Raw genomic sequence first — 15,019 nt, forward strand, 5'->3', positions numbered from 1 at the left:
TATTACTATCATGAACATACGCACTCAATATTTAGGATGGCTGCTGCTGTTAGTGTTAACTGGTAGTAGTTGCAAAAAATGGCTGGATGTAAATCCGAAGTCGAACGTTACAGAACAAAAACTCTTCGAATCCGAACAGGGTTTCAAGGATGCACTCACCGGAGTATACGTTCAGCTGGGCGCCAGGCCATATTATGGGAAAGAGTTCACCATGGCCTTTATGGACGTGATTGCCCAGAACTACAATATCACCTCCAATTTCCATAATTACTATAATACAATCCAATACAACTATAAAGATGTAAACACCCGTCTGAAAATAGACAGCTTCTGGATCTGCGGCTACAAGGCCATTGCCAATATCAATAATATCCTGGAAGCCATCGATGGGAAAAAAGGAATATTCAGTGGCAACAATTATCGCATCGTAAAAGGGGAAGCGCTGGGCTTACGCGCACTGCTTCATTTCGATCTGCTCAGGGCTTTCGGTCCCATTCCTGCGGCTGGTAATGCTGCAACAGCCATTCCTTATATGACGAAGTTCGCCATGAATATCGAGCCTTCAAAAACAGCATCAGAAGTGATGGAACTCTGTATGAAAGATCTCAATGAAGCTACGGAGCTCTTATCTGTGAACAAAACCCTGGTGAACGGAGTGGAAGATGGTTTTCTTTCTTATACCCGCAACCACTTCAACTATTGGGCAGTTACCGGTCTGAAAGCCAGGATCAGCCTCTGGCGCGGCGACCTGCCTAACGCCTATACCTGGGCGAAAGAAGTGATCGATGCCAATGTATTTCCCTGGGTAAGCTCAACAGCCCTCAGCACTATCACCCTGGCATCCCGCACTTTTCATACCGAACATCTTTTCAGTGTTTACATAAGCAACCTGAAAGACATCAATACCGAGATCTTCAGGGCCAGCTCAGGCAATAACCTCCTGAACACCACTACCGCCAAGCTCAATACCCGTTTTGATGTAGCCAGCGGGGGATCAACTGATTTCCGTTATGTGTTCCTCTGGAAAACCGATGGCAGCACCAGTACAAAATTCCCTGCCAAATACCTGATAGACGATCTCCAGTATGTAGGTGTAGGGAGAGGAGAGTACCTATTATCCGCCTGGCGGAAATGTATTATATCGCTGCTGAAGCCAGCTCCAATAAGGATGAGAAGATCGGACTGATCAATGAAGTGCGCACACATCGCGGTCTTGCCGCCTTACCGCTCACCTTGTCCGATGCGGATGTTGTAGCGGAAACCTTCAAGGAGTACAAGAAAGAATTCTACCAGGAAGGACAGGTGTTCTACTACTACAAAAGGCTGAACATGGCAAAGATAGACGACACCAATATCCCCGGTTCTGAAGCCGTGTATGTGCTGCCCAAACCAGATGATGAAAATGAGTACAACAATTAAAAATCACATCATGAGATTCTATCCATATACAGGCATATTTTTCCTGGCCCTGCTGTTGGTGGCCTGCGAAAAAAAAGACCTGATGTCTTTTCAACTGGACCCAAAAGTGTATTTCTATAAAGACAATCGTACTACCAATAACGACAGTATCGTTTATTCATTTGCCATAAAGCCGGATGATCTGCAAACAGATACTATCAGGATCCCTATCCGTATCATGGGAGAGGCTGCTGCCAATGAAAGGAAAGTGAGTTATTCCATCGTTGCAGATAAATCAGATGCGATCCCTGCCAATTATGAACTGCTGCCGGCTTCGATCCCCGCTAACAGTTTCAGCAGTGTGATCCCGGTGAAGATCACGAGAACGGCAGATCTTAAATCGAAAGAATACAGGCTGCTGCTCCGGATCAACAACTCGGAAGGTTTAACCACTGGCGTGGACAACCAGCTCACTTACCTGATCCGCATCAACGATTTCCTCACCAGGCCCGCTTCCTGGTCAGATGCCTATTTTGGTAAGTACAGCGCAACCAAATTCGCATTGATCATCCGCGAAACCGGCTACACCCAGTTTGTGGGCCTTGGCTATAGCGGTCTGCGATTTATTGCACAAGCTACCGAGAATGCCATCCTTGCCTGGGAAGCCGAACATGGCACTACCATGCTGGATGAGAACGGAGAACCAGTTGTTATTCCCTGATCAAACTGTTGAAACATCATGAAAAAGTCAATCATCTTACTGAGTATACTAACTGCGCTTATTGCAGGCTGTTATAAAGACAAAGGCAATTATGACCTGTCTGACATCAATGAGCTTACCCTCAGTGGTTCTATTCCCGATACCATCAGGATTCTTCAAATGGATACACTGCGCATCAGCGCCGTGGTGGATCAATCCATTCCCGTTCCGGAAGAAAAACTGAGCTACAAATGGAGCATGTTCACCTGGCCCAATTCATCCGTTCCGGAGATCGTATTGGGCACTACCAAAGACCTTAAAGTAGCCATCTCGTCCAAACCCGAGATCTATGCATTGGTACTGAAAGTGACCGATACTGAAACCGGCGTGGATTATTTCAAACGCTTCTATCTGCAGGTGAACAGCATTCTCAGCGAAGGCTGGATGATGCTGGAAGACAGACCGGATGGTCATCCTGACGCATCCATCATCACACCTTCCGGGGATATCTTTCGTGATATCTACCGCGGCGCCAATGATGGTGAGCTACTTCCCGTCAATGCCAGCACTATCAGGATCCTCAACAGCTTAAGGATCGGTCAGAGTGTTTTCATTCTCACACCTGATAATGGCATTGAAGTGGACTACGCAGGTTTCAGGAAATTTGGTGAGGCAAAGGATTGGTTCTTCCAGGCGCCGGAAGTGATCAAACCGGAAGGATATATCTACACAAAACTGGGTGTAACGGCTTTCTTCCTGAATGATGGCTTCACACATATATATGCATTCTTCAACGATGGCCCCCAAAAGCTCGGTGCTGCACAAAAAGGAAACTGGCGCATCTCCAAATACATGATGCCCAACCTGAGCTCGGATGATATGTATTTTTATGACGATCTGAACCAGCGCTTCCTTAGTCACGCCAATGCCACCATCAATAGCTTCGCCAATCCTGGCGGCTCGGCATGGGACATGAACAATGTAGGCAAGCAACTCGTGTATGCCGGCCCCAGCATCAATACCTACTACAATTGTCTCATGAAGAACAATAACGAAGACAAATTCTTTGTTTACCGTGTGAACCAGGGAGCAGCCGTTCCTGCGGCTGAGATCCATGAAGTATTGAATGCGCCCGGCATCGCTTCCGGCAAGTTCTTCCAGAGCTCCGGCCTCTACCTGCATATGTACTATGCATCCGGTAATAATATCTACCTGCTGGACATTCCTGCACAGACTGCACGTCTCGTGTATTCATTCCCGGCAGGTACAGAGATCACCGCCATGGAACTGAAGCAATCGCCCACCAGCCTGATGTTCCCCTACACAGAAGATAACAGACAACTGGTGGCAGCCACTTACGAAGGCGGCGAAGGAAAATTCTATTCCTTCTCCATCGGCAATACAGGCGACTTCACCAACAATACCTATTCCAAAGTATACACAGGTTTCGGCCGTATCCGCGACCTGGAATTCAAATACAGAAAATAATGAAACAGCTTTTTTTAAGTACCCTTTTGATTGCCACCCTGCTCTCTGCAGCAAATGCACAGTCCAAAAGAAAAGACGATCCATTCTTTAAGAAATATGAAAAGACCTTTGCCAAAATTGACAAGAAGATAAAGGCAACGGACAAGGAGATATTTTCGGATACAGCCAGGCTGAAAAATGATTCAGCGTTCCGTTCACAATCTTTCAAAACCATAGGTACTCTCCGTAAAGAACGACAGGAGTTGGAAAAAGCTTTCGTGAAGCAGTATCCGAATTCCATGATCAGCTACGATATCGTGCGCAAACAACTGGGCAGTACTTCCAATGTAGACAGGATCAACAAGGAACTGAGTCAACTCGGTCCGGATGTGATGAAAAGTACTGATGCCATGGAATACCTGCAGGTAGTGGAGAAGATGAAGACCGTAGGCGTCGGCAATATAGCTCCCGATTTCACCATGACCGATACAGCAGGCAAACCTGTATCCCTATCCGATTTCAGGGGCAAATATGTATTGATCGATTTCTGGGCAAGCTGGTGCGGACCCTGTCGCGCAGAGAATCCTTTTGTTGTAAAGGCATACAAACAATTCAGGAACCAGAACTTCACTGTGCTGGGTGTTTCTCTCGACAAGGAGGGAGCAAAGGATGCCTGGCTGAAAGCCATCCACGATGATCAGTTGAAATGGACACATGTATCCGATCTGCAATGGTGGAAAAATGCAGCAGCCAAAAAGTATTTCGTGTCTGGCATCCCTGCCAATTTCCTCATCGATCCCAATGGAAAGATCATTGCCCGTGATCTCCGCGGACAAAAACTGATGGATACCCTTCACCAGAAATTGCCGGACTATAATGCTATCACCAGCGCCATCATCAAAACATCCAAAATGATGGGCGACAAGGAAAGCTCTGCAGAAGCAAGGGTTCTCTTCGATTCCATTTTTACAAAATATCCGCCGAAGGATTACGAACATATCCACTTTGCTTTTGAATTGCTACGGTATATCATGGCCAGCATTTACATGAAGGACAATCAACCCGCTGCCCTGGATATGCTCAGCCAGATCAGATACCCGCTTACCAGGCAACAAGCTGTGCCGCATATTGCCAACAGGATGATGGAAGCCGGCAAACTGAATGATGCGGAAGATCTCCTGCTGAAAGAGATCAATTCTCTGAAAGGGACAAATGGACAACTGATTGACAGTGGCCGCTATTATATCATGAGCGTTAGCTATGCTAAGGTTCTGTCCCTTCAGAAAAGATATGCCGAAGGCCTGCAATGGATCAAGCCCGCTGCCGATCACAAAGCAGTTAAGAGCAATGAAGAACAGGCACTGTACGGATTGCTGCTGGAGAAGAACGGTAAGAACAAAGAAGCTTTCGAGCTCTACTCGAAACTCACGCGGGATGGGAAAGCAGAAGCCGGAGTAAAGGAAGGGCTGAAAAATACCTGGATCGCCACCGGCAAAAAAGAGAAGGACTTCAATGCTTTCATGAAATCTTTGTCTGATTCACTGACGCAAAAAAAGGCAGGCACCATCCATGAAATGGAAGTGAACTATCCTGCGCCAACTTTCGCATTGCAAACCCTGGCCGGAAAGATCATTGACCTGGAAAAACTGAAAGGCAGGGTAGTGGTGTTGGATTTCTGGGCCACCTGGTGCGGTCCCTGTGTCGCCTCCTTTCCTGTAATGCAGGCTGCTGTTGACAAATACAAAGGCCAGCCTGTGGACTTCCTTTTCATAGACAGCTGGGAATCGCAGGCAGATGAAGAGAAAAGGAAACAACTGGTGCAGAATTTCGCAAACAAAAAAGAATTGCGTTTCGATATCCTGATGGACACGCCAAAGGACCCAGGCACAGAGCCCATTAAGTACAATGTGATAGAGCAATACAAAGTAAAAGGCATTCCTGCCAAATTCATCATCGACAAAAAAGGCGTGGTAAGATATGCACTCACCGGCTTCGATGGCAACTTTGATGCATCACTGGTGGAGCTGAGCCTGCTGATAGATAAACTGCAGAAAGAACCAGCATAGTTTTAGTCTCTGAACAATAATCATCGCCGGGGCAGTGAACATTCACTGCCCTTTTTGAATGTGGCATAATTCAAACATGTTTTGTATAGTTTTCCTGTTATCTACCGCAAACTGGAAGTGAACAGCAGGCATCTGCTGATCTCCGGTAGGTTTTCGAAGGATTGATCCATTATTTATTCACTACCTTATCAGTCCATTTATACTCCTGCAACCATTGGGAGAATGACTTCAGTTTATCCTCATGCGAGCTGAGCCATTGCTTTACCTGGTCATCATTGCTGCGCGCAAGGATCAGGTTGGCAGCGGTTTCCAGGTGACCTGCATCCTGCATGGCCCTGAAGAAACTTACATAGAACTGTGTAAAGAATCCTTTCTTTTCAACCGTGCTTATATCCGCAAAAATGCCCAGTTTCTTTTTCATTTTATCGGCCGGCGTCATAAACTGTTTGAGCGTATCGTTGAAATCCGTGGCAGAAGAAAGCGCCAGCGTCATTTCTGCAATGGAAAAATTATCGGGGTTGGAATCCTTCAGGTCAAGCATATGCGGGCTCATGGAAATTGTCACCTGGTTATCGCCCGTCTTCTTTGCATAACTGCTGAAGAGCTCCTGCAGGATCTTCAGGTTCTTATCGCTCCGTATTGTATTGCTTTCGATCACCAGGAAACTGGCAAGGCCCATCATAGAAGCCACTTTGTTCTGGCCGTACACAGCATAGCTGAGGTATTGATGTGAAGAGGCATGGAGTGGTTTCAGCAGCAGGGTTTGCTGGAAATCATTGATGGCATTGGTATTCTTTTTATTCATGAATTCCGTGATGCCCCTGTTGAAGAAAAGCAGGTAATGATTGTATTTCCGGATTCCCTGCGAATAGATCATGATGGCTTCCTCAGGCTTGCCGGCGGCATCCAGGGCGGAGCCGTAGTTGACATAGATATTGTCAAGCTCATCACCTTCTTTGAATTTACCGAGCACTTCTTTGCAAAGATCAATACAGGCTTCATAGCGTTTGGACACCAGCAGCGTGAGGCTTTTTTCATACCAGGCCAGCAGTCGCTTCGGATCTTTGGCGATCACCTGGTCGTACAGCCTGAGCGCACCATCATAATCACCTTTATCATGAAGGGCTACCGCTTCCAATAACAGGTTGTTCAAACTATCTTCCTGAGCCCGGGCAAGTCCTGCTGCACAAAACACAAATATGCATAATATGAGCTTCTTCATGTTGTAAAGTTTACACGTTTGATGCAGCTTCCTGTAAAATTACATATCCGCAAAATATCCGCGTTCACACACAATAAAATGTACTTTGCATACATTTATAAACCGCCCGCCATAGGAATGAAGATATTTGCCGGGCGAAAAACTATTACCCTTTTATCGAAAAACAAATTCATGAAACTTCGAAAACTGTCAACCGTATCCCTTGCTCTTCTTTTTTCTTTCGGAATGCTCAATTCGTCCTGCGACAAAGTAAAGGACCTGGTTTCTGTAAATATTCCGCTGCAAACCGTGGAATATGAGTTCGAGATCCCACCATTGGAAGAAGGTGAAGTTACTCTGGGCGATTTCAATATCCGTTTCGATATGGACAGCGCCATCAAGGCCAACGCTCCCCAGTTCAGCACAGAGAACATCCGCAAGGTTCGTGTCACCAGCGTGAATGTTTCCACTTCCAACAGCACAACAACCGACCATCTCGGTGTTTTCAGCACAGCCACTGCCAGGGCCAATTCAAATGTGAACACTGATATAACTACCATCGCGTCTCTCAGCAACAATCCAGACACAAAGGTACAGTCAGTTGACTTCACTGTAGACAAAGACAAAGAATTGAAAAGCTATTTCGTTAAAGCTACTTCATTTTCTTACGTCATTGCAGGTGTTGCCCGCAGGGCCACTACCACTACGTTGAACGCAACCGTTAAGGTGAAATTCGACATTGAAGTTGGGCCCTAGTAATAAATGATTTCAGAATAGAAAAACGCAACTGCCCGAAGAGCCAGTTGCGTTTTTTTATTCTGAAGAATTGTAATTATCCTGCTGACTGCATAAAAGATACAAATTTGTCTTTCAGTTGTTTTACGGCCTCTGCATCATTGCTGAATACCGTGATATAGCCGCCCTGGAAAGGCTCCGTTTTCACACCGGGAATATTCATCTTCCGGCTATGAAACACCACCATCAGCTCATTCCCCCTGAATACAGGCCAGAAGCGGGGTGCAGCGGTTGGGTCCAGGATCTCGCTCTCATAGAAAACAAATCCTTTGTACCCTTCGATCAAACCATTGAAGTCGTTGAATTTATAGTTTTCCAGAAAAGATTTTACATCGCTGAGCGTAAGGGCGGTTTTGTTTTTCGCCAGTTCCGTAAAAGCGTTTTCGGGAATAGTGGAAGGCCGGATATTACTTACTGATGTGAAGCCATTCAGCACTCCGCGCTTTTTATTGTTGATGGTAAAGGTTTCATAAAGATGAACATCCTCCAACGCTTTTCCGATGGCTTTACTATCACGGTAGATAGTACTTCCACGTTTCACTATTTTCTGATCATCGCTGTCCAGATCGATCCATACGCCGATCTCAACCCAGCCTTTCTCCGGCTCACGGGCTGTAACAGCCACATTGTTTTCTATGCTGAACAATGTTTTTCCATTTACTGCATTACGGATATTGGCAGGTCCATCTATCCGTTCACTGAGAACAGGCCCGTCGAAATCAACCTGAGCAGCAGTATTCGTATCCGGAGCAGGGATTGTTACCGCCGGACTGTCCACTTTCTTTTCTGAACTTACCTTTGCCGGCTCATCCTGGCAGGCAGCAAACATCAACAAACAGAGGGGGATACAGATACGTTTCATAGTCATTCATTAAGGTGTTTTCGTTACGTGGATTTCAAGATAGGCATGTATTTGCAAACATTCAAGAAATTCCGTGGCTGTCCAAACAACAGGAAATAAGCTCCTGACATCACATATAAGCCTCCCGATGGTAATCCGCGGACCCGGACAGCCGGATAGGTTTTGAACGAAGCTTTTTTTATTTTCACTGTTCAAACTCTTCGCAGCAAAATGGTAACCGCTTTCAGAAACCAAAAGATCTCATTTTTCATTTTTTCTCTTTTTATTTCATTGGCTTCCTTTTCACAAACGGTACAGGATATACACAACAAATACCGTCCACAACTGGATACCGTGCGTAACGACAGTGCCCGTATCAAAAAATGGGTATGGTATGTGTATGAAATGATGGAAGTGAATGTAGACAGTTCCGTTCCTGTTCTCGAACGGGCCGAAGCAGAAAGCAGACGCCTCAATTCCCATTACGGTATCGGTAAAACCATTTCCTATCGCGGACAGGTGGCCATTGCAAAGAATGATATCCAAACCGCGCTCGACCGCTATATCACTGCCATTCCGTTTTTCGAAGCCATTGGCGACAACCTGGAACTTGGTTATCAGTACAACAATATCGGTATCTGTTTCTACTACCAGGGTATGATAGAACAGGCAGCAGAGAATTTCCTGAAAGCAGCCACTCACCTGGAAAAAACGAAGGACACATCCACGCTGAGCGTAGTGTACAATGGCCTCGCCGTTACACTGGAGAGACTGAAGCAATTCCAGAAAGCCATCACCTGGTATGGAAAAGCAGAACAGATCTCCATTGCACAAAAAGACACAATCAACCTGATAAGCGTTCTCGTGAACAGGAGTATGGTGTATGGAGAGCTGGACAAATGGGACAGTGCCTTCAGTGAACTTCACCTGGCATTGGCCATGAGTAATAAGATAAGAGGCAATCCCCGCAAAGCCACGATACTGCTGAACCTGGGGATCACACATTCCTTTACCCGGAATTTCGATTCCTCTCAATATTATTTCCGGCTGGCCGAGCCGCTGCTTATCAATTCCCATGACGCCAACGACCTGGCATCACTTTACCGGGGCATGGCCAAAGATGCCATTTTCACCAAATCGTATGCGCTTGCACGTGATAAATCCTTATTGTCCATCCGTTATGCCGAAGAACTGGGAGATCCCGACGCTGCAGGAACTGCCTATGGCATCCTCTCTGAAGCCTATGAAGGACTGGGCCTTTACAAACAAAGCCTTGAAGCCTACAAAAAAAGAACAGAACTGGCAGACAGTGTGCTCAATCAGAAGAACACAAGTCAGGTGAACACCCTTGAAACAAAATACAGAACTGCACAAAAGGAAAAAGAGATTACTGAAAAAAAGCTGGCGCTGGAAAAACAGAAGGTGGCGCTGCGAAAAAAAGATTTCTTCCTGCTGATCAGCAGCTGTGTGCTGGTATTGCTGGTCAGTGCAGCATTTTACGTTTGGCGTTATTTAAGGCAAAAACAGAATTTACAACAGCAGCAACTGAGCATGCTTCAGAAAGAATATGAATTGCAGGCCACGCAGGCAATGATGGAGGGAGAGGAGAAGGAGCGTGCACGTATTGCCCGCAATCTTCATGATGGCGCTGGTAGTTTGCTTTCAGCGGCCAGGCTTTATATTGGATCGCTCGGCAAACTGCTGCATGCCCTTCCTGAAATTCCGGCCTACAGGGATACCGTGTCATTACTGGAAGATGCCAGTGCAGAGATCCGCGAAACCGCGCATAACCTCATGCCCAGGATATTGCATGAAGAAGGACTGAACGCTGCGGTGGAAGCCTTCTGCAGCAAATTCAACAAGCAGGGGCAATTGACTGTCGCCTTCCAGAGTTACGGCGAAGCGATACGTTTCAACCGCCACTTCGAGCTGATGGTTTACCGCACTATCCAGGAATTGATCAATAATAGTGTGAAGCATGCAGACGCTTCGGAGATCATTGTGCAATTGTCTTTCGATAAAGATCTTTTCAGCCTCACCGTGGAAGATGATGGCAAGGGTTTCAATATCGATATCATTTCCAAAACAAACGGTATGGGCATCAGTAATCTCCAGGAACGCATGCAGGCATTCAATGGGAATACAGATATCCAGAGCAGCGGAGAAGGCACTGTGGTGTACATTTCCTTTGAGCTCAACCCCATGCTGCGAGAAAGAAATGAAAGTGTAGCGGCAGGATTGGCAAGCACTAAATGAAGATCCTTCTACCCGAAAAACTTTCACGGAACTCCTTTGGAGTGCAACCTTTCTTCTTCCTGAAGATGCGGTTGAAATTGCTCATATTGTTGAAGCCGCAACGGTATGCGATCTCGGAAACAGAATGCGTGGTATCTATCAGCATGCGCGATGCATGTCCCAGGCGGATCTCCGTGAGACTGTCTATGAAAGTATTGCCCGTACGTTGTTTGAAGAAACGGCTGAAACTCACTTCAGACATATTCGCCAGCCTGGCCACATCCGCCAGTGTGATCACATTCTGAAAATGCTGGTTCATGTATTCGAATGTACTTTCGATACGACGGCTATTGTAGGTATATTTTTCAGTATTGTTGAATGTGGCATCTGAAAGGAAACGTTGATTGCGGCTGATGCTGAGATCATGCAAAATGCTCATCAGTTCCAGCACAGAATCAAAACCATGCTGCTGGTTCAGTTCCATGATCCGCGGTGCAAGCTGCAATGCGGTATCCCTGCTGAACAATATTCCGCGAACCGATTTCTCGAACATCGTTCTGATAAAACTCAGTTGATTGCGACGCAGGAATTTTTCATCAAACAGGTCGCGGTGAAACTGTATGGTCACTTCTTCTATCGCCTTACTGTTACACTTATGCGTAAACCACGCATGCTGCAGATTAGGCCCTACCAGTACCAGTTCTACATCATCGATCTCCTCCATATGATCTCCGATCACACGTTGCGACTGCTTTGCATTCCGGATAAAATTCAGTTCGAATTCTTCATGACTGTGAAGAGGAAAATCGAATCCGGTCTTCACGCGTGAGAACAGCGTAAAGCAATCGTGCTGTGTTAACGGCGTGATCTCACGTAGGATGGCTTTTCGGTTGGTGGCGGTCTGCATACAGATTCAGCATGATTTGCAGGTAAATTTATACAAAGAAAAGTAAATAAAATACCACAAATTAAATCGGTTGCATTTTTTGCATCAAAATCAATATGGTCAATGCTTTCAAGGCATACAGAACATATCGGCGGTGGGAACATCTTTAAAAAGTATGGACAAAAGATAAAAACGTACTACTTATTCATCAATGGGTAGGATAAATTTGTTTCAAACAATCTTGCTGTATGAGAAAGCATTTTTACCCAAGGGTGCTCCTGACCCTGCTATGCCTGGGCTTTTTATTGCCATCCTTTGCCCAGGTACGCACCATCACCGGAACGGTAAAGGATGAAAAGGGAGGCCCGCTTGCAGGCGCTACCATCAGATCGGTGGAAACTCCCTCCACCATTACTACTTCAGATGCCCGGGGCAACTTCACCTTACGTATAACCGAAAAAGACAAAAAGATCGAGGTCTCCTATGTTGGCCTGGATCCCGAAACAATTCCCATCAGATCAGAGAGCAATTATGATGTTACGCTGAAAGGCGGACAGAGCATGAACGATGTGATAGTGGTGGGGTACGGTACCATGCGCCGACGCGATGTAACAGGTGCAGTCACCAGTATCAAGGGAGCAGACATTTCCAAAGCAGCGCCCACCGATATGGTATCGGCCCTCCAGGGCCGCGCAGCCGGCGTGGTGGTGAGCACAAACGATGGCGCTCCCGGTGCCGGACTGGCCATCCAGGTACGCGGAACCAACTCTTTCCTCAGCGGCACATCGCCACTCTACGTGATCGATGGCATCCCTTACGGGACCAGCAACAGCGGCAATACGCCCAGCTCAGACGGAGGCAACAGCAAACAGTCCATCAACTCACTTGGATTCCTCAACCCTTCGGATATCGAGTCCATCGAAATATTGAAAGATGCATCCGCCACCGCTATCTACGGTTCCCGCGGCGCCAATGGTGTGATCCTCATCACCACAAAAAAAGGAAAAAGGGGAATGGATAAAGTGGAACTGAATTCCAATATGAGCGTGAATAGTGTGATCAAAAAGATAGATGTACTGGATGCTCATGAATACGCCCTCATGCAGAACGAAGCCTACCGCAACGCCAATTACTACGACGGTACTTCAATGGATATACCTTACGACGGCAGCATGAAATTTGATGTACGCTCCGGAAAATATTTCAAATCGAAAACACCCGAAGAATACATTGGCCACAATAACGACTGGCAGGATATCCTCTTCCGCAACGCCCTCACGCAAAATCATACCCTCACTATTTCAGGTGGTGGCGATGCAGGCAATCACCTGCTCAGTTTCAACTACGTGAACCAGCAGGGCGTGATCGTGGGATCGAAGTACCAGCGGTATGGTATACGCGCTAACCTGAACCGCAACCTGAAGAACTGGCTGGTTGTGGGCACCAACCTCGTATACGGACAGGAGATCAACAATATGGTAAAGACCAATACCACAGACAATGCGCATGCGGAAGGCGTTACCAGGAGCGCGCTCACTTACAACCCAACACAGGGCTTGTACGATACGCTCAGCGCCGGATTCTCACAGTCTGATCTCATTACCAATCCATACATCTACGCCACCACTTTGAAAGATGAAGTGAAGGCAATCACCTTTAACAGCTCCACCTACCTGGAAGCCACGCTGCTCAAGGGCCTCAGGTTCCGCCAGAATTTCGGTTACAATATTTACAATGCACGCCGCGAAAACTATATCCCGCGCACCGTGCACGAGGGAAGGGACAAAAATGGAATTGCCTTTGTGGCTTCCAATGAGTGGAACTCCCTGGTACTGGAAAGCATCATGAGCTACCTGGGAAGTGTGGGCGATCATACTTTCAATGCTACTGCAGGTTTCGTGTATGAGAAAAGCAATTTCCAGTACGTCAACAACCGCGCTACCAATTTCATCAACGATCTCCTGCAGAACTATAACCTGAAAGCAGCGCAGAACCCCGATCCGCCCGTCACCGGCAGGGGAGCGCAGGCGCTCGCCTCCGTACTCGGCAGACTGAACTACAACTACAAGAACCGTTACCTCGTCACCGTTTCCTGGCGTGCAGATGGTTCCAGCAAATTTGCCAGGAACAACAAATGGGCTTATTTCCCATCAGCTGCACTGGGCTGGAACCTCAAACAGGAACCGTTCATGAAACAGTTCGGCTTCATCAGTGAATTCAAATTCCGCCTTGGCTATGGCAAAACCGGTAACCAGGCCATCGGACCCTATCAGTCGCTCGACAGGCTCGCACCCTACAACTATAGCTTCAATGGCGCACTGTCATCAGGCTTCGCGGAAGACGTGAATGCCGGACCGGGCAACGATGATCTCAGGTGGGAACCAACCGAACAATACAATGCCGGTATCGATGCGGCCTTCCTCAACAACCGCATCACTTTCACGGCCGACTTCTATCATAAGGAAACCACCGACCTCTTACAGTTCCTCACCATTCCCGGCAGCAATGGTTTCACCAGGAAACTCGTGAACTCCGGAAGTGTCAGGAACAAAGGTTTTGAATTCGCCATCAACACCATTCCAGTTTCCAATAGTTTGTTCAGCTGGTCAATCGGAGGAAATATCTCTTTCAACCGAAACAAGATCCTGAGCCTTGGCGATGACTCCAAAGAACAGTTTGCCGCATCGCTCGATTACCGCGCGCAGAATGCGCCATTCATCCAACGCGTGGGACTTCCCATCGGCGCGCTTTACAGCTGGGTGGAAGATGGCATCTACCGCAATGAGGCAGAAGTAAGGGCCGATCCTGTGAAAGCTGGTCTGACAGATCCTTTCATCAGGAAGAACATTGGAGAGATCCGTTATGTGGATCTCAACAAAGATGGAATAATAGATGATAAGGACAGGACCATCATCGGAGATGTGAATCCCAAATTCACTTATGGCATCACCACCAATTTCAACTACAAACGTTTTGACCTGAACATTTTTGTGAATGGCCGTCAGGGCGGCAATATCGTGAACATGAACTACCGTCTCTTCAACGATGTAGGCAGCTACAACAACGTCACACAGGAAGCCTGGGACAATCGCTGGACGCCAGAGAACTGGGAACACGCTACCTATCCGAAAGCATGGAAAACGGAAGGCCGGCCCATGTACATCACCAAACGTTTCCTGGAGGACGGCAGTTTCATCCGCCTGCGCAATGTGGTGCTGGGTTACAATGTGCCATTGAGCAGCACCAGGATACTGGAAAGACTACGTATATACATCAGCGGTACCAACCTGCTCACCATTTCCAATTACAAGGGATTTGATCCGGATATCAATGGCTTTGGCGAGGATCCCGCACTCCGCGGTGTTGACCTCAGCGCCTATCCCAATTCAAAGACCTTCAATTTCGGTATTCAGGCATCATTCTAATTCCT

Annotated in this window: 11 protein-coding genes; 8 read left to right on the top strand and 3 right to left on the bottom strand. The window is 47.0% G+C overall.

Translation table 11 applies throughout. The features are described from left to right. Positions 1–10 precede the first annotated feature (10 nt). The 5 genes from FSB84_RS22800 to FSB84_RS22820 are packed head-to-tail and all read left to right on the top strand — an operon-like array spanning position 11 to position 5,631. On the top strand, positions 11–1,186 hold the full coding sequence (locus FSB84_RS22800) for a RagB/SusD family nutrient uptake outer membrane protein (protein ID WP_147122308.1): 1,176 nt from the start codon (positions 11–13) through the stop codon (positions 1,184–1,186). Continuing rightward, complete coding sequence (locus FSB84_RS22805; RefSeq protein WP_192909883.1) at positions 1,132–1,419, top strand: RagB/SusD family nutrient uptake outer membrane protein; 288 nt, start codon at positions 1,132–1,134, stop codon at positions 1,417–1,419. Before FSB84_RS22800 ends, FSB84_RS22805 begins: the two co-directional genes overlap by 55 nt. 10 nt (positions 1,420–1,429) lie before the next feature. Continuing rightward, positions 1,430–2,119 carry a DUF4843 domain-containing protein gene (locus FSB84_RS22810; protein ID WP_158644071.1) on the top strand — a complete coding sequence of 230 codons (690 nt, stop codon included), beginning with the start codon at positions 1,430–1,432 and terminating at the stop codon, positions 2,117–2,119. Between the two features lie 18 nt (positions 2,120–2,137). Continuing rightward, positions 2,138–3,586, top strand: coding sequence for a PKD-like family lipoprotein (locus FSB84_RS22815; protein WP_130540172.1), 1,449 nt, complete (start codon positions 2,138–2,140; stop codon positions 3,584–3,586). Next, complete coding sequence (locus FSB84_RS22820; RefSeq protein ID WP_130540173.1) at positions 3,586–5,631, top strand: TlpA disulfide reductase family protein; 2,046 nt, start codon at positions 3,586–3,588, stop codon at positions 5,629–5,631. The genes FSB84_RS22815 and FSB84_RS22820 overlap by 1 nt, the downstream gene beginning before the upstream one ends. Positions 5,632–5,800: 169 nt before the next feature. On the opposite strand, the gene FSB84_RS22825 is transcribed toward FSB84_RS22820, so the two are convergent. After that, entirely contained in the window at positions 5,801–6,853 is a 1,053-nt protein-coding gene (locus FSB84_RS22825; RefSeq protein ID WP_130540174.1) for a tetratricopeptide repeat protein, read from the bottom strand. A gap of 171 nt (positions 6,854–7,024) precedes the next feature. Here FSB84_RS22825 and FSB84_RS22830 point away from each other — a divergent pair, with 171 nt between their 5' ends. Continuing rightward, positions 7,025–7,588, top strand: coding sequence for a hypothetical protein (locus FSB84_RS22830; RefSeq protein ID WP_130540175.1), 564 nt, complete (start codon positions 7,025–7,027; stop codon positions 7,586–7,588). Positions 7,589–7,664: 76 nt separating this feature from the next. Here the strand turns inward: FSB84_RS22830 and FSB84_RS22835 are convergent, their stop codons facing one another. Next, the gene (locus tag FSB84_RS22835) at positions 7,665–8,489 is read right to left on the bottom strand and encodes a hypothetical protein (RefSeq protein ID WP_130540176.1); all 825 of its coding nucleotides are present in this window, start codon (positions 8,487–8,489) and stop codon (positions 7,665–7,667) included. Between the two features lie 210 nt (positions 8,490–8,699). Here FSB84_RS22835 and FSB84_RS22840 point away from each other — a divergent pair, with 210 nt between their 5' ends. Beyond that, on the top strand, positions 8,700–10,724 hold the full coding sequence (locus FSB84_RS22840) for a tetratricopeptide repeat-containing sensor histidine kinase (protein ID WP_130540177.1): 2,025 nt from the start codon (positions 8,700–8,702) through the stop codon (positions 10,722–10,724). Here FSB84_RS22840 and FSB84_RS22845 read toward each other — a convergent pair. After that, positions 10,717–11,610, bottom strand: a complete 894-nt coding sequence (locus FSB84_RS22845; RefSeq protein WP_130540178.1) for a helix-turn-helix domain-containing protein — start codon at positions 11,608–11,610, stop codon at positions 10,717–10,719. The genes FSB84_RS22840 and FSB84_RS22845 overlap by 8 nt on opposite strands. A gap of 227 nt (positions 11,611–11,837) precedes the next feature. On the opposite strand from FSB84_RS22845, the gene FSB84_RS22850 reads away from it, so the two are divergent. Then, complete coding sequence (locus tag FSB84_RS22850; RefSeq protein ID WP_130540179.1) at positions 11,838–15,014, top strand: SusC/RagA family TonB-linked outer membrane protein; 3,177 nt, start codon at positions 11,838–11,840, stop codon at positions 15,012–15,014. The last annotated feature ends 5 nt before the right edge of the window (positions 15,015–15,019 follow it).

Origin of the sequence: Pseudobacter ginsenosidimutans, from assembly GCF_007970185.1 — a bacterium.
Lineage (GTDB): Bacteria > Bacteroidota > Bacteroidia > Chitinophagales > Chitinophagaceae > Pseudobacter > Pseudobacter ginsenosidimutans.